The organism is Sediminibacterium goheungense (genome assembly GCF_004361915.1).
Lineage (GTDB): Bacteria > Bacteroidota > Bacteroidia > Chitinophagales > Chitinophagaceae > Sediminibacterium > Sediminibacterium goheungense.
Genome location: NZ_SNWP01000011.1, coordinates 211,635 through 234,958, shown reverse-complemented (window position 1 = coordinate 234,958; position 23,324 = coordinate 211,635). Strand labels below are relative to the sequence as shown.

Sequence of the window (23,324 nt, the reverse complement as noted above, 5' to 3'; positions counted from 1 at the left end):
TTAATTAATTGATAAACAGATACTTATGAATTTTTCGAGTTTTTGAAATAGGATGAATGGTGTTATTTCGTGAGAAACGGCGATTCTTTACATCGGTTCATATATGTCTGCTCATGGGCTAAAAAAATATTTATCGTTTTTGTACGATAAAAGAAAAAAAGGCATTTACTTTGCTTTATCGTATAAAAACGATAAGAAATGGCTACCCCAAAAACAGAAGCGTTTTCAAGAAAAGAGCAGGACCTCGCAGCGTTTGCAAAAGCACTGGCCCATCCAGCACGTATCGCAATACTGAAAGTACTTGCACAAAACAATGAATGTATCTGTGGTGAGATTGTTGAAGTATTACCACTGGCACAATCTACCGTTTCACAACACCTGAAAGAATTAAAAGAAGCCGGATTAATAGATGGCAATGTAGATGGGCCGCGTAGTTGCTACTGCATCAACTGGAAAGCATTTGAAAAATTCAATGCAGAATTTTCGTCCCTGTTTCACAAACTAAAAGACCAGCAGGCTAAATCTTGCTGCTAATGGTTATCACTGCCTGCGGGCCATGGAATCGCAGACAATAGTGACCGGGAGCAGTTTTTATTATCATAAAAACAAATAACATGCAAACAGAAACAGCCTTAAAGGCACTTGTTAAAGAAAAGTATGGTGAAATTGCCGATCAGTCACGTACACAGAATGCAGCGTCCTGCTGTGGTGCCGGCGGATGCAGCACGGAAGTATATAATATCATGGCCGATGATTATTCGCGGTTAGAAGGTTATAATCCGGATGCAGACCTGGGTCTGGGTTGTGGCTTACCGACTGAATTTGCAAAAATTAAAAAAGGGGATACTGTGATTGATCTCGGTAGTGGCGCTGGCAACGATTGTTTTATTGCCCGGGCACTCACAGGTGAAAATGGTAAAGTAATAGGCATCGACTTCACCGAGCGTATGGTGGAGAAAGCAAGAACCAATGCAGAGAAGCTTGGTTTTAATAATGTAGAGTTTCGTTTTGGTGATATTGAACAAATGCCGGTATCAGCCAATGTAGCCGATGTAGTAGTGAGTAATTGTGTATTAAACCTTGTACCGAATAAATTTACGGTTTTGCAGGAAGTATTCCGGGTATTAAAGCCTGGAGGTCATTTCAGTATTTCAGATATTGTATTGGAAGGTGAATTACCTGCTAAACTCAAAGAAGCAGCTGAAATGTATGCGGGTTGTGTATCGGGTGCCATACAAAAAAATGTATACCTCGAACTCATTGAAGCTACGGGTTTTAAAAATATTACCGTGCAAAAAGAAAAAAGTATCCTACTCCCGGACGATATTCTTACCCATTATTTCTCACAGGAAGAAATACAGTCTTTCAGAAACAGTGAAGCCGGTATTTACAGTATTACAGTGTATGCCGAAAAACCATTAATAGAAGAAGCCCCCTGTTGCGCACCCGGTTGCTGTAACTAAAACAGAATACTATGAAGAAAAAACTCCTTTTTGTTTGTGTTGAAAACAGCAACCGCAGCCAGATGAGTCAGGCTTTTGCTTTCATACATGGTGGTGATGGCATAGAGGCTTACAGCGCCGGCAGCAAGCCAAGTGGCATTGTAAACCCGAAAGCCATTGCAGCCATGAAAGAAATTGGGTATGATTTAAGCACACATGATAGTAAATCATTAGAGGAAGTAGAGGCTTTTGCTCCTTTTGATGCAGTAATTACCATGGGTTGCGGCGATGCTTGTCCGTGGATGCCTGCCAAACAATTCATTGACTGGCAGATACCCGATCCCAAACATATGGAACCAGCCGAGTTTAATAAAATCAGAGACTTGATTAGTGAGAAAGTGAAAAACCTGATTGATTCATTATAATCTTTACGCCTCTGCGTTTCCTCCCCGTTCTCATCTTCTCTGCGGTTGAATTTCTAACGTCATCCCGACGAAGGATGGAACCGCAGAGAACATGAAGACGGAGGGCTTACGCAGCGTTTTTTTAGTCTTCCTGTGGTTGACCACCTGCTCCGAGGATAGCTTCGATGATGGATGTTACAAATGATACCAGTAAACTAAAGAAGAGTGCCGAAACCCATCCATCTACCGTAAAACCAGGTACAAGCGTGGCTGCCCATTTTACAATAATGATATTAATTACAAAAAGAAAAAGTCCGAGTGTGAAAATGGTAATAGGTATGGTGAGCAGAATGAGAACAGGTTTAATAAAACTGTTCAATAACCCTAATACCACTGCCACAATTAATGCAGTGAGCGGATCTTTAACATCGATGCCACGCAAAATATAGGCAGCTAATAAAATGGCAAGTGTACTTGCAATTGTTTTTGTAAAGAAACGTCCCATATGATAAGTTACGTTTCAAAATAGCATTTATTTTTCCGAATCAGTAAACAATTCAAAATTTTAACAGCTCCTGATTCAAATCCCAAGCTGAAAGAAAAAAGAATGGGTTGTTATACAACTACCAATTCGTAGAAATGTTCAGGGTTAAGGTATTGTTTTGCAAGTATTTGTAATTCGTCACTGCTTACGGTTCGAATAGTTTCTATGCTTTTATAGAAATATTGCTCATCGAGTCCGTTTAAAATATAGGTTTTCCATCGACCAATGATCTGGAACGGACCATCAAGGTCGCCCAGTAAAGAGCCCATCATATAATTACGTACCAAATCCAATTCTTCTTTCCCGATCGGTTCATTCCGTAGTCTTTCCATTTCATGATATACTTCTGCAATGGTTGCTTCACAAACATCACGTCCGGCTTCTGTACTGATCATCCATGCACTCTGATGAATATGATTTTGCAGATAACTGTGAATTCCATATGTGTAGCCTTTATCTTCCCGGATATTACTCATGAGCCTTGATCCAAAAAAGCCACCAAAAATATTATTGAGTACCTGCACTTTTGGAAAATCAGGATGGTGTCTGTTAAAAAATGGCTGTGCCAATCTGATTGCACCCTGTACACCTTCTGCATCATTCATGATGCGGTATTTCTTTTCTACTGCAGATACCACAGGATATTGCATATCGGGTAATGGCTGGCTGTTTAAAGGCAGCTTACCAAATACCTGATTCAGTTGCTGATCAAGGTTCGCGGGTAATTTGCCGGCAGCAAATACCATACAGGTGCCGTTTTTATAAAACTGTTCATGAAAAGCCTTCAGCTCTTCTCTTTGCAAAGCATCATAGTCGATCGTTGATGTGTATTTACCATAGGGATGATGAAAGCCAAATACATATTCATCAATCAACCGGTTGGCCACAAAATCACATTTCTTAAGGTTTACCTGTAATCTTTGTTTCTGGTTCTGTTTACAGATAGCTAGTTCTTCCTCAGGAAAAATACTTTCCGTAATAATTTCTGCCACCACCGGCAAAAGTTCATGCAGGTGTTTGGTTAAACAGTGAAGTGTGATGGTAGCGGTTTCATTATAACAACTCCGATTGAGGTAGGCGCCATAAAATTCAAAATACTCATTGATTGAATAAGCATTCCTTTTTTGGGTTCCGTTTTTCAATAAAAAGTTTGTGGTTCCAGCTACTATATTTTTCGATTCATACCAATTACCTGCATAAAATACCCACTCAACCATTACTACGTCCTGTGCTCCTGCATGAATAGCATAAACAGGGGTTTTGTTATCTAATACATAACGTTCGCAGGGTTTCAATGACAAATTGAATGAAACGGCATCGGTAATAGCTGGGGCTGTTTTTCTGTTAATCATACCTTATTATATCTCACGATCGCTGGCTTAAGGGCCGCAATGTTTTCGGTTAATTGGCGTAATAAAAGAGTGTATTACTGTTTTCTGTACGAAAAATCTGTTTGCAATAATGCTGAATATCCTGCGCAGTGATATCATGGTATTTCTGCAGCTCTGTATTCATCATTTCTGCATCACCCAGTAATTCATACATGGCCAGACTATTGGCCCTGCTCATAATACTCATGTCTTCAAAAGCAATCACGCTTTCTGTTTTATTTTTTACCTTCTGCAGTTCCTGTTCACTGATGATAGCCGATTGCAGTTTATTGATTTCATCATCGACTGCAGCAGCGGCGTCTTCCATTTTCACTCCTTTTACAAGTTTTCCTTCTACAGCCAGTAAACCCGCATCAATGCTACCAAAATGATAGCAATCCAGGTTGGAGAACAGCTGTTTTTCCTTCACCAGCGACTGGTATAACCTCGATGAACCACCACCACCTAAAATTTCAGTAATCATATCTGCGGCATAATATCCCTTATCGAGCCGCGCATCCATATGCCATGTTTTCACATAAGCGTCCAGGGGTACCGCAGCATGCAACTCCAGTTTGCGGGCAGCTGTTTGTTTTGGTTCCTGCGGCAGGTTACGTTGGTACTTATCGCCCATGGGTATATCGCCAAACCATTTGTTGGCCAATTGTTTTACCTGTTCGGTAGTAACATGGCCCGTTACCACCAGAATAGCATTCACCGGACGATAATGTTTGAAGAAGAATTGTTTTACATCGTCAATATGTGCATCTTCCACATGGCTCAGTTGCTTACCAATTGTCATCCATCTGTAGGGATGTGTGGTATAAGCCAGTTCACGCATTTTATGCCATACATCGCCATAGGGTTTATTCAGATAATGTTCCTTAAACTCTTCACAAACCACTTTTTTTTGTACGTCGAGGCTTTTCTTACTGAATGCCAGGCTCAACATACGATCGCTTTCGAGCCAGAAAGCAGTTTCAATATTTTCAGCGGGTATCTGGCAATAATAATTGGTAAGGTCGTTGGTTGTATAGGCATTATTCTCTCCGCCTGCTCTTTGCAGGGGTTCATCATAATCGGGGATATTGATACTGCCCCCGAACATGAGGTGTTCAAATAAATGCGCAAATCCTGTTTTATCAGGGTTTTCATCACGGGCACCCACGTCGTATAAAACATTTACAACGGCCATGGGTGTTGAATGGTCTTCATGTACCAATACCCTGAGGCCATTATCCAGCACAAATCGGTCAAATGTTATCATATCAGCTATTGAAACAGCGAAATTAAGTGAAAAGCGGGTAGCATAAAGATGAATCAAAGCCAGATGACCTTGACTAAAGATACATTTCCCGAAAACATAAATAGCTATCGGTTACGTCTGATGTCTTTTATATTCATGGTAAGTACCAGCGGTTTCTGCTCCCGGAAGATGATAACCTTCACTTTTCCGATAGAATTCTGAAAAAGGGTTTTATAGGCCTGAATATTCTTGGTGTAATTATTTTCAACTGAGAAAATGATATCGCCAGGTTGAAAGCCTGCTTTATCACCGGGAGATCCTTTGATAATATCAATTACCCTGATTTCACCATCAATAAGGTAAATGCCCAGTCCGGTATAGGAATAATCAAAACTTTCAGGGTAATGGTTATTCGGTTTGATATGAATACAACGTTCAGGGTAGTTAAGGATCACATTAAACCTGCGCATGATATCGTTCCCTATCAATCCACCTAAGAGCGGATAGGATGTAACATTGTACTCATCATCAAAAATATGTACGGGTACATTTCTGAACTTATATGGCCCCAGTTTTACACCTTTTGATACTGTAATATCCATCATTTTCTTACCTCCCAATCCTTCTGCCTGCGTAGGATAGAATTTTCTTTTCCGTTTAAACACGAGGCTATCCTGAACAAATTCTTTGGATAATAAAAAGGTAAGACCGGCACCGGTATCGAAAATAAATCTTCCGTTTATTGTTCTTTCATCTTCAATCGTTGCTGCCTGAAGGGGTAGTGTTGTGAAATCGGGTTTCAGCATATACCCACCTTTCGGATACCTGAATCTGCCGGGAGTATATACTTCCATGATTTGTCTGTCGTAATCAATATGCACAATAAATCTTCTGAGAAAACTAAAACCAATAATACCATCAATCTTTAGTCCATATACGCTGGTAAGCAACTCATAATCATTCACATGAAAATCCAGTTTCTCAACCTGTAAACCGGGCAGTTTGAGTGTATGGTTATAGGCAAACTCAACCTGTTTAATACCTGCGATTCCTCTGATGGTTTTATCGCTCAGCTCTTTTTTAAGTCCGAGATATTGAATGGTGAGTGAATCAAGTGATATACCCCCACTTCCTGTATCAAAAACAAAATTGAGTGTATCCTGGAAATCATCTATCTGCGCTTTCAGAATAATAATACCCCCACTTAACTGGGTAAAGGGAAAGCGGGTTAGTAGTTTAGCTTCAGGTAAAATAAATTCTTCCTGTGCATGCGAAGGCATATATATACAGGTGAGCCCTGCAAGGAGTATAGCAAGCGTTAAACGTTTCATGCAGTTTTGAAAATAAGCCCATTTGGCCAGTTTTCCCGTTTCATGGTAAAAATAACCAGGCTGAATACCATGACAACCGAATGCCTGTTTTTGATGCAGCGATAATCAACCTTATCATCCTACCTTTGTTATTTATAAGAAATTTTCCTCCATGCAATTAGCTGATTTGTACCAACGGGCACTGAATTTTGATTTTTTAAGTATTGAAGAGGGTATGTTTCTGTTTGAACAGGCACCCCTAACCGAGCTGATGCATGTTGCTGATGAATTACGGAAAAAGCAGGTCCCTCATGGTAAAGTTACCTGGCAGATAGACCGTAATGTGAATACCACCAATGTTTGTATTGCCAATTGTAAGTTCTGTAATTTTTACCGAATACCCGGTCATAGCGAGGCCTATATTACCGATATGCCTACTTACCGAAAGAAAATTGAGGAAACGCTGAAATATGGGGGAGACCAACTTCTCCTGCAGGGCGGGCATCACCCTGAACTGGGTCTCGATTTTTACACCCATACTTTCCGGCAGATCAAACAGGAATATCCGCAGCTTAAGCTCCATGCACTCGGGCCACCCGAAGTGGCCCATATCTGTAAGCTGGAGAAAATGAGCCATCATGATGTATTAAAAACCTTACAGGAAGCAGGTCTTGATTCCTTACCCGGCGCAGGAGCCGAAATTCTGGTAGACAGGGTACGCAGACTCATTTCCAAGGGTAAATGCGGAGCAGATGAGTGGCTGGATATTATGCATGAGGCCCATAAGCTGAATATTACCACCAGCGCTACCATGATGTTTGGCCATGTGGAAACACTGGAAGAGCGTTTTATTCATTTAACCCGTATCAGGGAAGTACAAAGCCGTAAGCCGGCCGATGCCAAGGGCTTTCTGGCCTTTATTCCATGGACTTTCCAGGATGTAGATACCCTGCTAACGCGTATCAGGGGTGTGCATAACCTTACTACTACAGACGAATATATCAGGATGATTGCCATTAGCCGCATCATGTTGCCCAATGTGATAAACATTCAGGCCAGTTGGCTTACCGTAGGTAAACAAACTGCTCAGATCTGCCTGCATGCCGGTGCTAATGATTTTGGATCGATTATGATCGAAGAAAATGTGGTGAGCGCAGCCGGCGCCCCCCACCGTTTTACCTATAAAACCATGCAGGATGCCATCCGTGAAGCCGGTTTTGAGCCCCAGCTACGCGGTCAGCAATACAATTGGAGAGATATTCCGGAGAGCATTCAGGAGCAGGTAATTGATTATTAGTGAATGGTGAATGGTCAATGGTGAATTGAGAGAACGGCTATATTGACCATTCACCATTGACCATTCACGATTTTAACTTCATTTAACGATAAATCCTTTCTGTTTAAGAATCTTCGTTATAACTTTACCATTCCTTAAACCCGGCTTATGAAAAAAAGATACCTTTTTCTACCAGTAGCAGCAACTGTTGTTTTGTTCACAGTCGGGTATATAACCGAAAATTTCAGTAATAAAAAGCTCTGCCAGACATCTAAAAACTGCCCTTCAAAGCAGGAAAAGCCCCCTGCCAAGTCGCAGGGTAGTAGTCCGGATGAAATCCATTATGGCGGATTAAACCGTTTAATCGTCTCAACTTTCCGATAATCATTGATCCTGCGCCCGAAACGCAGGATTTTTTTTCTTTGCACTGTAACATAAATTCCAGCCATCCGTATAACATTATACAAGGCAATCATTTGAATTATCGCTGCTGTTTATGACCGAGCAAGAGTATAATAACTGTGTAAACCAATACGCTGACAACGTATTCCGCTTCATTGTGAAGAATCTTCGCCATGAAGAGGACGCCCGCGATATTGTACAGACGGCTTTTGAAAAACTCTGGCGCAACCGTGAGGCGGTGGAAAACAGCAAGTCGAAATCCTATCTTTTTACGGTGGCATATAACCAGATGATTGACCATATCAGAAAAGTAAAAAGGATCCAGCTGAAAGACGAATTTCAGGAAGATGGCAGATCGGAACAGATAAGCAACCATAAAAATAATGTGAAAAAAGTGCTGATGGAAGCATTAAACAGACTCAATGAAACACAAAGAAGCCTGGTGATGCTGAAAGACTATGAAGGTTATAGTTATGAAGAAATTGGTCAGATTATGGATTTAAACGAGAGTCAGGTGAAAGTTTATCTTCACAGGGCCCGGCTTACACTCCGTAATTATCTGGTTAGCCCTGAAAATGTTTTATAAATTTTATCGCATACAATGATCAACATCAACAGACATAATTACGAGGAGTTTTTCCTGCTCTATACAGATCAGGAACTTTCTCCTGCCGACAGAATGGCTGTTGAACAGTTTGTACAGGAAAATCCTGATCTGGCAGATGAGTTATATGCATTGCAACAAACCACATTACCGATAGAAGATTTATCACCTATAGATAAATCTACCCTTTATCGGACTGCCGGTGAAGAAATAGGTTTACACAATCATACCGAACAGTTTCTTTTATACGTAGACAATGAACTCAGTTCAGCTGAGCGTGAGAATGTGGAAACGTTTGTTTTACAGCATCCTTCGTTACAGGAAACATTTATGCAGCTGAAACAAACCGTTTTACCACAAGAACAGATATTCTTTCCCGATAAAAGCAGTTTATACAGAAGCGAATCGGAGAAAAAGCCGGTTGTGTATATGCGCTGGATGAGAATGGTGGCTGCGGCTGCAGTAATCGGGTTTGGGTTTTTCTTCTGGACCATTAGTCAGCGTACAGCTACAGTAAATGGCACTAATCAGGAGCTTGCGGTTATAACAGATAGCAAAACCAACAACCGGAATACTACTGATAATCCGGCATTGATGGCAGAACCTGTAACTACTGATAAAGAAAATAATACCGGTTCCATGCATACAGGTGTTGCCGCAGAGCAACATACCATTCAGACTTTACAGCAATCTGTTGCCATCAATATCCCTGTTGTTAATACCGGAGAAGAAAGTAAAACAGTGCCTGAGCTGGTTATTGAAAGACAGAATACCATTACTACAGAAGAGTCTGTAAAAAATACCATGGGTGCAAAAGCATTTACCGGCATTAGTGCCAATGCTGCCATCAATCAAAACGACCTGATCAAAACAACAGTTACCCCAGATGCAGATGAGTCAACCGGAAAAGATGCCATGGTTCAACAGGTAGTATATAAAGAACTGGATACGGAAACAGATAGCGACAACAAAAGCTTATTCATTGGTTCTGTTGAAATCAATAAAGATAAACTACGTGGTTTCTTCCGGAAGGCCGGCAGCTTATTCCGAAGCAGGAAAGCTGAAGAAACCAATACCAGTAGTACAGTTCCGACACGATCATTAAAATAAACCCCTTTGACAATATTTTATTTTCTTCTTCACGGCAGTAATCAATACTGAAGTGTAAAAGAGAATACTGAATCTTTGCAAAGAAAAAAGAGTAAAGCACAATTGTATGAAACATTTAGCCATTGCAACAGCAGCGTTCCTGTTTTCTGGTTCGCTATTTGCCCAGACAGACAGCACGAACAACAACAATTCAGACACCGTAAGGGTGGGTAATTTTATTATCATCAAAAAAAATAAAGATGGTAATACCAGTTCCGGTAATAAGAGTATCTGGAAAGATTGGGACCGCAATTTTGATATCAGCATTGAACGCAGAAACAGACCGAAAAGAAATATCAGTACCAACTGGTGGATCATGGATCTCGGGTTTACCAATTTCCGTGATCAAACCAATTATACCTATGCACAGGCGGGCAGTTATTTCAGAACTTTTCGCCCTGCAGATGGCCCTGTAAACCAGAACAGTTTTAAACTGAGTACAGCTAAATCAAGCAACGTAAACATCTGGTTCTTTATGCAGAAAGTAAATGTGATAAAGCATGTGGTAAACCTGAAATACGGTCTGGGCTTGGAAATGTATAATTTCCGATACGATTCACGTATCAGCTACCGGAAAGATGGTGGAAATCCTTATGTGTACAATGATTCCATCAGCTTCTCAAAAAATAAACTCTATGCAGGTTACCTCACTGTTCCATTTATGATCAATCTCAATACTTCCCCCAATAACAGAAGAGGCTTCAGCATCAGTGCAGGTATGAGTGCCGGTTACCTGATCAGCAGCAGGAACAAACAGAAAAGCAGTGATCGTGGTAAACAGAAATCACCCGGCGATTTCAACCTCGAACCCTTCCGTGTTGCGGCCATTGGTGAGGTAGGTCTGGGACCCATACGTTTGTACGGCAGTTACAGCCTTAATAAATTACATAAAGACATAACCAGGGTAGAACAGTTTCCATACGCGTTTGGTATCAGGTTCAGCAGGTGGTAGTGAAGAAGCGATGAGCAGCGAGCCGTGAGCTATGAGCTAATGGTTAACACAGATATATAAGGTAAAGGGTTCAGTAAAAAATACCTGAATCCTTTACCTTTTTTTATGAAATCAATGCTCGCAAACACTCAGGGCTCATAGCTCATGGCTCACAGCTTTCTCTTAACATAACGTTTGTTAACCAAAACTTTTGTCAATTAACCAACATACAACACGGGTGCATGCAGCGGATTTTTAGTTTCGGGTTCAAACCAAAAACCTATTTGTATGAAACCCCTTGTCTATGCTCCCTGCCTACTGGCCATACTCATTGGCAGTACTTCTTTCAGAAGCACTCATTACCTCAACACAGAACATGCTACCAAAAACACTTATTACCTGCTGGTGATCAAAACAAAGTATGAAATGAAAGTATTTGATTCAACAGGTGAATGTCTGGCTACCTACCCGGTGGTATTTGGTAACAAAGACATGGGCGATAAAATGATGCAGGGCGACAGACGCACACCAGAAGGCACTTTTAAAATCTGTTTCAAAAGAAAACATGAAAAATGGAGCCGTTTTTTGTTGATCGATTACCCCAATGCAGAAAGTGTGGCAAAATTTAATCAGCGGAAAGCTGCAGGTCTTATTCCATCGGATGCCCAGATTGGTGGCAGCATCGGTATCCATGGCACCTGGCCCAATGAAGACTATGCCATTGACGGATTACAAAACTGGACTGAAGGGTGCATCAGTACAAAGAATAGGTATGTGGAAGAAATTTTTGATGCGCTGCCGGTTGGCACACGGATCACAATCAGAAAGTGAGCAGTGAGTAGTCAGTAGTGAGTAAAAAAAGTATTCAATACCTACTGACTACTCACTACTCACTTAATATGTATTCTTATTTAGAAAAGTACTCATTACCGAAACCCATTTACCTGTTTCTTTCTTAAAAAGGCTTTCGTGCCCGCTTTGCAGGTACTTAATCATGATCTTATCGTGGCTGGCAAGATTACTGAACAAGGTATTGGTTTCGTCTTCTGTTACCCTTTTGTCGCCAGCCCCCCATTGGAGTAAAACAGGACAATTAACTTTCAGGGCATAGGTAGCGGGTTGATGACTGAAGGCCCATGAGCCGAGTTCTACACCGCCCCAGAAAGTTAGCAGGCTGCTCAGTGGCTCCGCAGGTAGTCCCATGGTTTTCATGCGACCCCGTACCGCACTATGCAATGAACCAAAAGGCATTTCAAGAATGAGTTTTTCGGGTTTTATACCAAATTCATCAATAGCTTTTAAAGCGGTGGCGGCCCCCATAGAAATACCCCAGATAATAATGTGCTGCTCTCCTTTTGCAGCTACATAGTCATATGCCGCTTTTACGTCTCTCGACTCATAAATTCCGATGGAAGTAGTGTTCCCTTCACTATTACCATGCGCCCTAAAGTCGGTTAACATCACATGGTAACCCATTTCATATAATTTACGGGCTTCTGCAATGATGCCGCTTTTACTGCTGCCATGACCATGAAACATAAGTATGGTGCCTTTCGCAGAATCATTTTGAGCATACCAGCCTTCAAGCTGAAGGCTGTCTGCTGTTTTAAGGAATACCGTATCATGTGGCAACCCCAACGAATCAATCACTTTACTTTTCGGATAACGCAGACCAAAGAAAACAGCTTTCAGCTTTTCCCCTGAGCTCATTTGCGCTGGCTTTTTCACCTGCGGTGCGTCGCTATAAAAATGCGTAAACTTATAGGCATGGAAAGCAGCCATGATATTGATCAGCAATAAAATCACCAGCAGTGTGTAGCCAATTCTTTTTAACCATTTAGGCAGCATAGCAGATACTGTTTAAGTGAATCAGTTAATAAGGGCTGATCCAAAGTAAGGAACAATAGCTGCAGGTAATTGAATGCCTTCAGCAGTCTGATGATTTTCCAGCAGGCAGGCTACAATCCTGGGTAAAGCCAACGAGCTCCCATTCAGTGAATGTGCCAGCTGCATTTTACCATTGCTGTCTTTGTAACGGCATTTTAAACGATTGGTCTGGTAACTTTCGAAGTTGCTAACGCTGCTCACTTCCAGCCAGCGCTCCTGTGCGGCACTAAACACTTCAAAGTCGTAAGTGATAGCACTTGCAAAACCCATATCACCTCCACATAATCTTAGAATTCGATAGGGTAGTTCCAGTGTGCTGAGCAGTTTCTCAACATGCAATACCATTTCTTCCAATGCTGCCTGACTTTTTTCCGGCTCTACAATCTGTATAATTTCTACTTTCTCAAACTGGTGTAGACGATTGAGTCCACGCACATCTTTTCCATAACTACCTGCTTCTCTTCTGAAACAGGGAGAGTAAGCAGTCATCTTCACCGGAAAATCTTCTTCTTTCAAAATCACATCTCGGTATACATTGGTTACAGGTACTTCTGCTGTTGGAATCATATAAAATTCATCTTCCGGCATATAATACATCTGTCCTTCTTTATCGGGTAGCTGTCCGGTACCCATAGCAGATGCTGCATTTACCATAAAAGGTGGCAGGTATTCCGTATAACCGGCAGCTGTATTGAAATCAAGAAAATACTGAATCAGTGCCCGCTGCAGTTTGGCTCCTTTGCCGATATAGACAGGAAAACCACTACCTGTAATTTTATTACCCAGTTCAAAATCGATCAGGTTGTATTTTTTGGCAATGTCCCAGTGTGGCTGTGCACCTTCATGCAAAGCTGGTTTGGATCCTCCTTCGCGAACAACCACATTTTCTTCCGGGGTGCGCCCCTCCGGTACTTCTGCGGTAGGAAGATTGGGCAATTGTAATAAAGTGTCCAGCAGGGTTTGCTCAACCACGTTCATTTGTTCTTTAATGGGGTCGAGGCTGGTTTTAAGACCAGCTACTTCTGCCTTCATGATTTCCGCAGCCTCTTTATTGCCCTGTGCCATGAGCTTGCCTATTTCTTTGGAAGCAGCGTTTATTTTAGCCTGTGCGGTATCGAAATCGAGCTGTAATTTTTTACGTTCATCATCCAAACCAATGATGGTATCTACCAGTGCCGGTTGTTTGAAATGTTTTACGGCCAGTCTTTTTTTCACTTCTTCCGGATTCGCTCTCAGAACACTCACTTGTAACATAAGGGTCAATTTGCGGCAAAGATAACAGCTATAGGCTGATGAAGAAAGGCTTTGAGGGTTTACCTTTGCCATATGCAATATGTAACTGATGATCTTCAGCAACGCTGGTGGGCACTGGAAGCCAGCCTGGTAGAGCGTTTTGGTAAAAAACCCGATCTGGAAGCGGTTCTTTTCCTGATAGGATTACAGGAAACCAGCTTTATCCGTGAAAAAATATCCAAAGAACAGAAACAGGACCTAATGCACGTGGCTGTTTGTACTGTACTGGCGCAAAGTGGCTATTACATACTGGAAGGAAAGGACGAAGAAGGATGGCCCCATTTTAAACAGGTAAAAGAATTACCGCCCATGCCCCTGCCAGAGCAGGAAAATTTTATCAAGGACCATGTTTTATTGTATTTCCAGCAAATGGAGAGCAACTCATAGCTAATGGCTTATAGTTCATAGCGAATAGCCAGCCATCTGCTATGAACCATAAGTCATAAGCCAGCACCAAGGAATAATTTTTCATGTTCAGGAATTAAACAATATTTGCAGGGAAATAGCCAATAGTTCATAATAAATGGCAATAACAATCAGCTATAAGCTATGAACCATAAGCTACCGGCCAAAAACAATTAAATCACGCTATATGAACTTCCCAGCAGAATTACGCTACACCAAAGACCACGAATGGATTAAACTAGAAGGTAACACAGCGACCATCGGTATTACCGATTTTGCACAGCATGAGCTGGGCGATATTGTATATGTTGATATCAATACCATAGGTAAAAATCTTTCGGCAGAAGAGGTATTCGGAACCGTAGAAGCCGTTAAAACCGTTAGCGACCTGTTTTTACCAGTAGCCGGTACCGTTCTGGAAGTGAACAGCCTCCTCGAAAAACAGCCTGAACTGGTAAATACCGATCCATATGGTGATGGCTGGATGATTAAAATGACTGTAAACAGCCCAGCTGATGTGGAAGCTTTGATGAGTAGTGAAGCTTATGCAGCCCTTGTTGGATAATTTCTGAAAACCGACTGAACAATTTCATCGTATATGGGTTAGTCAACCTTGTACAAACCCAACCTGCTTTTGGAAGTAGCCACAAAATACAGCGAATCCGAACTGGTACGCCTGCTGCAAAAGCGAGGCGAGCAGGCCTTTAGTTACCTATATGATAACTACTCAGGTGCACTCCTTTCCATTATCTTCAATATTGTGAAAGATGAGGAGTTGGCCAATGATGTATTACAGGAAGTATTTGTAAAAATCTGGCGTCAGGCTGAAAGTTATGATAGCAGTAAGGGCAGGTTATTTACCTGGATGCTGAATATTGCCCGTAACGCATCTATAGATACCATTCGAAGTAAGAGCTACCAGAACAGCCAGAAAAACCGCGAATTATCAGAAAACGTATATAGTGCGGCAGGTGTTGAACAATTACAGGTAGACCAGATTGGTTTACGTAAGATTGTACACCAGCTTAAAGAGGAGTACCGGGTACTGATTGATCTGTCTTATTTTCAGGGGTTTACCCAGGATGAAATATCCAAAATGCTGGATATACCTTTGGGTACCGTGAAAACAAGGCTGAGAACAGCATTAATTCAATTAAGAGGCATTATTCAACCATAAATGAATATACAGGCATATATAGAAAGCGGGATCATTGAAAGCTATGTATTAGGCATGGCCGATGATCAGGAGCGTGCCGAGCTGGAACAATTAAGCAGGAAGCATCCCGAAATCAGGGCTGCCATCGAAGCTTTTGAGTTATCGCTCGAGCAAACCGCTTTGCAAAATGCCATGCCTCCTGCACCCAGTATTAAGAAGGATCTGTTTGTTCAACTGGAAAGCGAATTCAATCCTGCAACCGAAGCCAAACTGGTAAGTATGCCCACCGCTCAAACGGGATGGCTCCGTTATGTAGCAGCCGCTTCTGTTATCCTGCTGGTGGTAAGCGCTGCTACCAATGTTTACTTTTATAAACAATTCCGTGAAGCTTCTAATCAATACCAGGCACTTCTTGTAGAAAAAACAAGTTTGCTCGCCCAGAATGAAGCTTTACAGACCAAAGGACTGGATTTATACAATGGTATGCTGATCATGAGCGATCCTGCTTTTACCAAAATATCGATGCCCGGCATAAAAACAGAAGAAAATAAACTGGCTACTGTTTTCTGGGATAAGAAAAAGAATGAAGTATACCTTCTTGCGAATAGATTACCACAAACGAGTAAAGATACCCAATATCAATTATGGGCCATTGTAGAGGGCAAACCTGTTGATGCCGGTATGATTGATACCTGCAGTGGTTTATGCAAAATGAAAAACATCAGCAACGCTTCAGCCTTTGCCATTACACTCGAAAAAAGAGGTGGTAGTCCTACACCGAATCTTAACCAGTTGCAGGTAATTGGTAATGTTAATGGATAAATAAAAACCAGGCACACTTTACGGTATGCCTGGTTTACCTTATCAAAAATCCTCACTAATCAATACCCCTGATTCTGCACCATATTAGGATTGGCATCCATTTCAGCCTGTGGAATAGGCAGTAAACGTCTGTTGAATGGATATGGTATAGTTCTGGCCGAGGCAGGATAATCAGTACTTCTATTAATGGTACGTTTCAACCTGTTCAGGTCATGAAAGCGATGCCCTTCAAAGGCCAGTTCCTTTCTCCGCTCTGTAAGAATATCTTCCAGCAAGGTTGCACCTGATGAGGTAAACCCTATAAAAGAAGGATCTCTGCGGGTAGCCACTGCATTCAGATAGTTTCGGGCATCTGATTCATTACTCGCCAAACTGGCTTCAGCCGCTATCAGATAAATATCACTCAAGCGTAATACTTTAGTATCATCTCTGTCGGTAATAATATTCGTATATTTATTCACAAAAACAGCCGGTCCGGAACGGATACCTTGTGTGAGTAATGATCTTCTTACATCTGTTGCTGCATACTGAGTATATAAATCAGATGCGCAGATCATATCACCATAACCATTTTGAGAATAGATATAACCCAATGCATCGAAACCAAGATTTGCAACTCCATCTGAAGAAACTTCAAATAAGGTTTCCAGCTTATTACTCAGTGGTGCCGGATTTTGCCAGTACGTAACATAATTATTGGCACCGACTAAAGTATAACCTCCATTCGTAATAACATCTAATGCAGCAGTTCGGGCATTGGCCATATCAGCCTTAAATAAATGGACTTTAGCCTCAAGTGCCTTAGCTGCATATTTACTGAATTGAGATGAGTTCGTTGTTTGTGTTATTAGACTATATGCTTTACTAAGATCATCCAGAATCAAAGCATATACTTCTGCTACTGTATTTCGCTTGGGTTTAACCGTAATATTAAACGTAGTAATAATAGGCACTCCTAAGCCAGATGGATCATCCGTATAAGGTTTTGCAAAAAAACGAACAAGCTCAAAATATACCAGTGCCCTTATGGCATGTGCTTCGCCTTTATACTGGCGTGCATTAGCCGTACCATCTACACTTGAAGCAATGATGTTATTGACCCGCAGAATTGTTTGATATCCTGCTGTCCATAAACCTAATGCATTACCATCTACTACCGGTGTAGCATACTGATTATAAAATGTATATCGATTGGAGTTACTCAAAGACTGATAGGTAACATCAGCCATTAAATCACCCAAAACAGGTATTGTTCTGCCGTATAAGTCAACATTACGCAAACTGGCATAAGCACCTCTCAGTGCAACAAGTATATCAGCTTCGGATTTCAACGCATCTTCAATGGGAAGGGCGTTGTATGGCTTTTTCTCAAGATAATCTTTTGAACAAGACATCAGGAAAACCAGACAGCCTATAAAATAATATTTCATTTTCATTGTTAAATTGATTTTAGATTAGAAACCAATGTTTATACCTACGGTGATTGTTTTAGGAATAAAGACATTCAGGTTGGTCTGACTTGCCACACCCTGTTCAGGATCCCAAGGCAGTTTTTTGTCGCGTACAATTGTAAAAAGGTTGGTTCCTCTTACATAAAAAACAGCAGAATTGAGCTTCATTTTTGTTGCAAGCAGTTCAGGCAATTGATAACTGAGTGTTAAATCACGTATCCTGCCGTAATCACCTTTATACAGATATAAATCAGATGGATTTTGTGCCAGCTTATTGCCTCCATATACATATTTTGGCAGTGTAGCCTTATTATCGCCGGGAGCTTTCCAGCGATCAGTAAACTGACGTAACACTTTATTAAAGGTTGGTCCATTTCCGCTACCCATATAAAATGCTGCCCACGCATCCTGCATCAGGTTTCCTCCACTGAAATAAACCTGTGCCTCCAGAGAAAATCCTTTGTACCGTAATGAGTTGGTAATACTTCCAAAAAAACGCGGAGAAGCAGAACCCAGTATTGCTCTTTGTGCGTCGTTAAAATTATTCGTCGTTTCTTTTCCTGTAACGGTTTTATACCAAAGCGGATCACCATTGGCAGCATCTACACCTGCCCATCGGGGGGCATAAAATGACTGAAAATCTTGTCCTACACGGCGTAGAAAAATACCAGTAATGATGTCCTGGTTGTTCACCAGTGATAATATCTTATTCCTGTTAGTGGCATAATTCAGGTTCACAGACCATTGGAAATTTTTTGTGGCTACTGGTGAAAAATTCAGGCTGATTTCGAAGCCTTTGTTTTCCATACTGCCGATATTATCGCGAAGGGTAGAAAAACCACTGGTTCTCGACAAGGGTGCATCTAATAAAAGACTCGATGTTCTGCGGATGTAATAATCTGCGGTCAGTGTAACCTTATTACTCATCAGTGATACATCCAATCCAACGTTAAATGGTTTATTGATTTCCCATGTAAGAAATACGTTCCCGATATTATTGGGTGCACTACCAGGCTGTTGGTTATAATTTGAACCAAAGGAATAAGTGGGCTGCCAGTCGTAATTACCGATTCCAGCATTACCATTCACCCCATATGACGCCCTGAGTTTCAGCTGGCTAATTAATCTAACATCCTTCATAAAAGATTCCTGATCAATATTCCAGCTTCCGCCAATAGACCAGAAGTTTCCATAGCGGTTATTTGTACCAAAACGACTTGAGCCATCTCTTCTAAAACTTCCTGAAAGCACGTATTTATTTTTATAGTTGATGGAAGCCGAAGAAAAAGCCGAAAGAAACGAAAAATCAGAACCTGTTGCAGAAGCCTGTGTAGGTGTAGCTGCCACTACGGGAAAAGTAAGCTGGGTGGTAGCAGGAAAACCTGTTGCACTAATATTACTGGTTAAGGTTTTGGAATCCTGTGCCTCATATCCAACCTGGATATTGGTCGAAAAATCTTTTGCCTTACCAAAAGATAGCTTATAATCTAAAAGATTGGTCCAGGTATAATTAAATAATCTTGTATAAAATACGAATGCCCTTCCTCCTACCGATTGTCCATCACCATGAAAAGGGTTATTGTATTGTTCTTCTTCCAATACATTATAATCCATACCATATCTACTTGTAAATTTCAGATTCTCCAATATTTTATATTCGGCAGTGAATGCACCTCTTGCACTCAGCTGCTTCAGGAAACGCTTATCCATTTCAGCTGTTGCAATCGTATTATGCAGATTCCCGGGTCCGAAGTCGGGAGCTGTTATATTTAATGATCCGTCAGCATTCCGGGCCGCTCTTGATGGTAGAAGAAAATAAGAACTCAATATAGGATTCCCAAAAGATCCACCTGCCAGAGGTGCATTTTGCTGAACATAACCGGCATTTAGCGTTGTACTGATCGTAAGCCGATCAGTTGCTTTAGAAACAATACTCATATTACCGTTCCATCTTTCAAAATCACTTTGCAACGTAATCCCTTCCTGCCTGAAGTATCCTGCTGATAAATTATAAGTAGTTCTGTCGTTACCACCCGATGCACCAAGGTTATACTGTCTTTGGGTTCCTTTTTTGGTAACTGCCTTTAGCCAGTCATAATCAACATTGTTACCCGAACCAAGGTTCGCGAGGGTTGCTGTTACGACCGCAGGTGTAGCACCTGCATTTACTAAGCCTTCACGTGTAAGTTCAAAATATTCACTTGCCTTTAATGGTCGGTAGTCATCATTGAAATAGGCAATATCACTATACCCTACTTCTGTATCAAATCGAAATTTTGTTTTACCAGACTTCCCTTTTTTTGTTGTCACGAGTATTACACCATTAGCAGCCCTTGATCCGTATAAAGAAGAGGCAGATGCATCTTTGAGAACTGTAATACTTTCAATATCGTTTGGATTCAGCGTACTCAATAAGTTAGCAGTAGTGGTTAACCTTGATGCATCACCGGTATTTATAACAACACCATCTAATATCCATAAAGGTTCAGAACTGGCATTTATAGAACCTATACCGCGTATCCTGATTTGCTGAGCAGCACCAGGTGTTCCTGATGATGCTACCGACTGGAGGCCTGCTACAGCCCCTTGTAATGCCCTGTCGACTGAGGTAAAGGGTTTGTTTTCAATATCTTTCGCCTTTATAACACCCATCGAGCCAGTTATCTCTGGCTTTTTTGTGGTACCGTATGCTACCACCACCACATCTGAAAGATTATTGGTAACCGTAGTCAACTTTACGGTTATTGGGGTTGCTGTTATAGCAAGCTCTGCCGTTTCATAATTCAACAATGAGAAGATTAGTGTTTTGGCTGTAGCAGGTACCGATAATGAGAATGTACCATCGACTGAACTTACTGTTCCCAGTTTTGTTCCTTTTACCTGTACACTAACGTTACCCAAGAGGGCTCCATTTTCATCCTGTACCTTCCCTGTAACGATTTTTGTTTGTGCATACACCCACACAACCGATACAAGCATGTACATTAAAAGCAAGGTTTTCTTTTTCATAAGCTTGTTAAATTGATTAATGAACTGTTTGATTGATTTACTAAACAGTATCGAAAATTAACTGCGCTTATTCATGAGGAAGAAGAACTGTCGATAGAATGCAATTATAAGAATACAAACAACAGGGTTTAATAAAAATGCGGGATACATATGTACCCCGCACTACTTGAAATGTACATTGAGAAAACTTCTATACACTGAGCTAAACTATTGGTAAACGTAAATATTTACGCAGAATAGTCTACAGGTTACCTGTATTAACATACTTAAAACAGGTTGCATTGTATAAACAGTATTATTTATGATTGATTGAGTTGTGCAAGCACATGTTCTTTATAGTTTCTTCCAATAGGAACCTGAACGGCTGCGAGATCGATTTCTGTAGTATTATAGGCTTTGATTTTCCTTTTAGATATAATAAAAGATCTATGAATCCTCAGGAATACATCAGCACTAAGCTGTTTTTCCAATTCGCTAAGCTGTATTTTTGTGAGATAAGAGCCCTGTTGTGTCACAATATTGACATACTCGCGTTTACTTTCGAAATAAATAATCTCATCAAAATGAATCTTCTGCCTTTTACGACTAACATTTACAAACAGGTAATCTTTATACTGGGACTGCGTTTCAACGGCATCCCCAACAGTAATTCGTTCAGTAATCTTATTAACTGCCATCAGAAAACGACTAAACGAAACAGGTTTCAATAAATAATCAATCACACCTAACTCATAACTTTCTATAGCATATTCCCGATGTGCAGTAATAAAGATAACTGCAGGCTTTTTTACCAATGAACGCATGAAATCAATTCCGCTTATCTGAGGAAGATTAATATCAAGAAATAAAATATCGATGGTTTCTGTTTTTAGTAGCTGTAGCCCTTCCATAGCATTGACACAGACCGATACCAATTGCAGATGTGGCACTTGCTGAATATACTCAGTAATAATCTCTGCTGCTAAAGGTTCATCCTCTATGATAAGACATTTAAATTTCCGCATACTGATGTAGGTTAATAGAAAGATTTGCAATGAATTTATCTGAGGCCTTCTCGGTTATCAACTGATGCCCCGGATATAATAATTCGAGTTGACGTTTCAGTGTTTTCAAACCAATACCTTCATTTTTCTGATTGGATGGTATATTATAGTTATTGCTGATAATAAAGCTGAGGTTACCATTTACAAGTTTCAGCTGTATGAAAATAGTTGAATTACCCGGTGATTGAGCTGATCCATGCTTGAATGCATTCTCTATTAAAGGGAGTAACAAAAGCGGCGATATCAGTTCATTTTCATTGTCGATATCTGTTTCAAACCGAAGTTCAAGTCTTGTACCATACCTAAGTCTCTCGAGGGTAATATAATCGTTTATAAATGCAATTTCGCGCTTGATATTAATCCGTCCACTTCCTGATTCATATAACATAAAACTAAGTAGTTCAGCCAGCTTCAATATTGCATCAGAGGTAGATTCAGATTTCTTCCGCGAAAGGGAATAAATATTATTAAGGGTATTAAATAAAAAATGCGGGTGCAACTTGTTTCTGAGTAGCGAGAGCTCTGTAGTAAGTTTATCTCTTACCAATTCTTTCTCCTTCTGCAGATTATATATCCGGAAACTGAGAAATTCGATTGCTATACTTATGCCAATTGGGAAAGAAAGAAATAACATACTGGTGAACAACAACCTTATATCAAAGAGATTATTTATTACAGGAGGTCCCAGTTCATAAATCAATGGCTGCGTTATAAAAACAGAAAGTGCCCGTTTTACAAAAACGGTAAGTGTATACATAAAAATCAGTTCTGCTATTTTCCAGGTCTTGAGACGGGTAGCGTCAACTACTTTATCGAGCCAGAAAAAAATAAGATAATAAAAGAAGAGTATCTGAACACTGATAAAAATAGCACTGGCGCTTGCTGTTTTTTTATATACATCCAATAACGGCATATCAGGAAAGCCCTGCTTAAGCCATTCAGCTTCTACGAATACTACTACAAGATAATAAACAGTCCATAGTAGTATGTAAAAACCATTTTTACGCATTAAAAAGTATTTGCTGTAAAAATACGTTTTTGTATATGCGTTGAAAGAAATCCGGCAATTGTCTACAAAAAGTCCTTTTCCGTCTACGAACGGATCGGTTTCATCAATATCAGGATACTGTCTTTTTGAATACATCTTCGCTAAACCATATAAGAACCAGTGAAATGATAATAAGTACACTATACTCAGATCCGTTTCTTCCATATCCAACTACAAACCAACCTTCTTTTGCATGTACCATAATAAGTCCAAGGATAATCTCAATCAAAAAAACTGGTACGATCCATTTTGTGTATACCCTGAGTGCTAATAGACATCCACCAACAATCTCAAAGAAAGTAAGCAAATAAGCTATGATATTACCTGCCGGAATACCTTCTTCCTCTAAATAGGCACCAAAATGAAGAGCTCCGCCTACAGATAACCTGACGACACCATGAATAATCAGCAGTAAGGATAATACTATCCTGAATGAATGTAGTACTAGTAAAAAGCGGGGCGTTAACTGTTGCATAATGGTTGATATTTATGAACAGCAAAATAATCTGCAAAGAATAGTAAAATATTATTT

24 protein-coding genes are annotated in these 23,324 nt (G+C 40.5%); 13 read left to right on the top strand and 11 right to left on the bottom strand.

Annotation, left to right across the window (positions count from 1 at the left end; translation table 11 throughout):
* Positions 1-198 precede the first annotated feature (198 nt).
* The 3 genes from BC659_RS08620 (at position 199) to BC659_RS08610 (ending at position 1,867) form a co-directional block, all read left to right on the top strand.
* Complete coding sequence (locus BC659_RS08620) at positions 199-534, top strand: ArsR/SmtB family transcription factor (RefSeq protein ID WP_133474312.1); 336 nt, start codon at positions 199-201, stop codon at positions 532-534.
* An 80-nt stretch (positions 535-614) separates the two neighbouring features.
* Positions 615-1,463 (top strand): arsenite methyltransferase, encoded by an 849-nt coding sequence (locus BC659_RS08615; RefSeq protein WP_133474311.1) that lies wholly within the window; start codon positions 615-617, stop codon positions 1,461-1,463.
* 11 nt (positions 1,464-1,474) lie between these two features.
* Positions 1,475-1,867, top strand: a complete 393-nt coding sequence (locus tag BC659_RS08610; protein WP_133474310.1) for an arsenate reductase ArsC — start codon at positions 1,475-1,477, stop codon at positions 1,865-1,867.
* 121 nt (positions 1,868-1,988) lie between these two features.
* Here the strand turns inward: BC659_RS08610 and BC659_RS08605 are convergent, their stop codons facing one another.
* The 4 genes from BC659_RS08605 to BC659_RS08590 all read right to left on the bottom strand — a co-directional run bounded on the left by BC659_RS08605 (position 1,989) and on the right by BC659_RS08590 (position 6,337).
* Positions 1,989-2,351: a phage holin family protein gene (locus BC659_RS08605; RefSeq protein ID WP_133474309.1), complete on the bottom strand. Its 363-nt coding sequence runs from the start codon at positions 2,349-2,351 to the stop codon at positions 1,989-1,991.
* Between the two features lie 110 nt (positions 2,352-2,461).
* On the bottom strand, positions 2,462-3,742 hold the full coding sequence (locus BC659_RS08600) for a M16 family metallopeptidase (protein WP_133474308.1): 1,281 nt from the start codon (positions 3,740-3,742) through the stop codon (positions 2,462-2,464).
* Positions 3,743-3,791: 49 nt separating this feature from the next.
* Complete coding sequence (locus BC659_RS08595; protein ID WP_133474307.1) at positions 3,792-5,027, bottom strand: M16 family metallopeptidase; 1,236 nt, start codon at positions 5,025-5,027, stop codon at positions 3,792-3,794.
* Between the two features lie 104 nt (positions 5,028-5,131).
* Positions 5,132-6,337, bottom strand: coding sequence for an aspartyl protease family protein (locus tag BC659_RS08590; RefSeq protein ID WP_133474306.1), 1,206 nt, complete (start codon positions 6,335-6,337; stop codon positions 5,132-5,134).
* A gap of 151 nt (positions 6,338-6,488) precedes the next feature.
* On the opposite strand from BC659_RS08590, the gene mqnC reads away from it, so the two are divergent.
* The 6 genes from mqnC (at position 6,489) to BC659_RS08560 (ending at position 11,509) form a co-directional block, all read left to right on the top strand.
* Positions 6,489-7,613 (top strand): cyclic dehypoxanthinyl futalosine synthase, encoded by a 1,125-nt coding sequence (gene mqnC, locus BC659_RS08585; RefSeq protein WP_133474305.1) that lies wholly within the window; start codon positions 6,489-6,491, stop codon positions 7,611-7,613.
* Between the two features lie 147 nt (positions 7,614-7,760).
* On the top strand, positions 7,761-7,976 hold the full coding sequence (locus tag BC659_RS08580; RefSeq protein ID WP_133474304.1) for a hypothetical protein: 216 nt from the start codon (positions 7,761-7,763) through the stop codon (positions 7,974-7,976).
* Positions 7,977-8,088: 112 nt separating this feature from the next.
* Entirely contained in the window at positions 8,089-8,580 is a 492-nt protein-coding gene (locus BC659_RS08575) for an RNA polymerase sigma factor (protein WP_133474303.1), read from the top strand.
* 15 nt (positions 8,581-8,595) lie between these two features.
* Positions 8,596-9,708, top strand: a complete 1,113-nt coding sequence (locus BC659_RS08570) for an anti-sigma factor family protein (protein WP_133474302.1) — start codon at positions 8,596-8,598, stop codon at positions 9,706-9,708.
* Positions 9,709-9,814: 106 nt separating this feature from the next.
* Positions 9,815-10,699, top strand: coding sequence for an outer membrane beta-barrel protein (locus BC659_RS08565; protein ID WP_133474301.1), 885 nt, complete (start codon positions 9,815-9,817; stop codon positions 10,697-10,699).
* A 267-nt stretch (positions 10,700-10,966) separates the two neighbouring features.
* Complete coding sequence (locus BC659_RS08560) at positions 10,967-11,509, top strand: L,D-transpeptidase family protein (protein ID WP_133474300.1); 543 nt, start codon at positions 10,967-10,969, stop codon at positions 11,507-11,509.
* A 63-nt stretch (positions 11,510-11,572) separates the two neighbouring features.
* Here the strand turns inward: BC659_RS08560 and BC659_RS08555 are convergent, their stop codons facing one another.
* Together BC659_RS08555 and serS are read right to left on the bottom strand one after the other, a co-directional pair.
* The gene (locus BC659_RS08555; RefSeq protein WP_133474299.1) at positions 11,573-12,526 is read right to left on the bottom strand and encodes an alpha/beta hydrolase; all 954 of its coding nucleotides are present in this window, start codon (positions 12,524-12,526) and stop codon (positions 11,573-11,575) included.
* A gap of 21 nt (positions 12,527-12,547) precedes the next feature.
* Positions 12,548-13,819 (bottom strand): serine--tRNA ligase, encoded by a 1,272-nt coding sequence (gene serS, locus BC659_RS08550; protein ID WP_133474298.1) that lies wholly within the window; start codon positions 13,817-13,819, stop codon positions 12,548-12,550.
* Positions 13,820-13,891: 72 nt separating this feature from the next.
* Between serS and BC659_RS08545 the strand changes: the two genes are divergently transcribed.
* The 4 genes from BC659_RS08545 to BC659_RS08530 all read left to right on the top strand — a co-directional run bounded on the left by BC659_RS08545 (position 13,892) and on the right by BC659_RS08530 (position 16,241).
* Positions 13,892-14,245, top strand: a complete 354-nt coding sequence (locus BC659_RS08545; protein WP_133474297.1) for a hypothetical protein — start codon at positions 13,892-13,894, stop codon at positions 14,243-14,245.
* 205 nt (positions 14,246-14,450) lie between these two features.
* Positions 14,451-14,828: a glycine cleavage system protein GcvH gene (gene gcvH, locus BC659_RS08540; protein WP_133474296.1), complete on the top strand. Its 378-nt coding sequence runs from the start codon at positions 14,451-14,453 to the stop codon at positions 14,826-14,828.
* Between the two features lie 69 nt (positions 14,829-14,897).
* A complete protein-coding gene (locus tag BC659_RS08535) occupies positions 14,898-15,440 on the top strand; it encodes an RNA polymerase sigma factor (protein ID WP_133474295.1) in 543 nt (180 codons plus the stop codon).
* Positions 15,441-16,241: an anti-sigma factor gene (locus tag BC659_RS08530; RefSeq protein ID WP_133474294.1), complete on the top strand. Its 801-nt coding sequence runs from the start codon at positions 15,441-15,443 to the stop codon at positions 16,239-16,241.
* A 59-nt stretch (positions 16,242-16,300) separates the two neighbouring features.
* On the opposite strand, the gene BC659_RS08525 is transcribed toward BC659_RS08530, so the two are convergent.
* The 5 genes from BC659_RS08525 to BC659_RS08505 all read right to left on the bottom strand — a co-directional run bounded on the left by BC659_RS08525 (position 16,301) and on the right by BC659_RS08505 (position 23,267).
* Positions 16,301-17,671, bottom strand: a complete 1,371-nt coding sequence (locus BC659_RS08525; RefSeq protein ID WP_162847394.1) for a RagB/SusD family nutrient uptake outer membrane protein — start codon at positions 17,669-17,671, stop codon at positions 16,301-16,303.
* A 24-nt stretch (positions 17,672-17,695) separates the two neighbouring features.
* Positions 17,696-20,701, bottom strand: coding sequence for a SusC/RagA family TonB-linked outer membrane protein (locus BC659_RS08520; protein WP_133474292.1), 3,006 nt, complete (start codon positions 20,699-20,701; stop codon positions 17,696-17,698).
* Positions 20,702-21,000: 299 nt separating this feature from the next.
* Positions 21,001-21,705 carry a LytR/AlgR family response regulator transcription factor gene (locus BC659_RS08515; RefSeq protein WP_133474291.1) on the bottom strand — a complete coding sequence of 235 codons (705 nt, stop codon included), beginning with the start codon at positions 21,703-21,705 and terminating at the stop codon, positions 21,001-21,003.
* Complete coding sequence (locus tag BC659_RS08510; protein WP_162847393.1) at positions 21,692-22,888, bottom strand: sensor histidine kinase; 1,197 nt, start codon at positions 22,886-22,888, stop codon at positions 21,692-21,694. Before BC659_RS08510 ends, BC659_RS08515 begins: the two co-directional genes overlap by 14 nt.
* Positions 22,863-23,267 (bottom strand): DoxX family protein, encoded by a 405-nt coding sequence (locus tag BC659_RS08505; RefSeq protein WP_133474289.1) that lies wholly within the window; start codon positions 23,265-23,267, stop codon positions 22,863-22,865. Before BC659_RS08505 ends, BC659_RS08510 begins: the two co-directional genes overlap by 26 nt.
* Between the last annotated feature and the right edge of the window lie 57 nt (positions 23,268-23,324).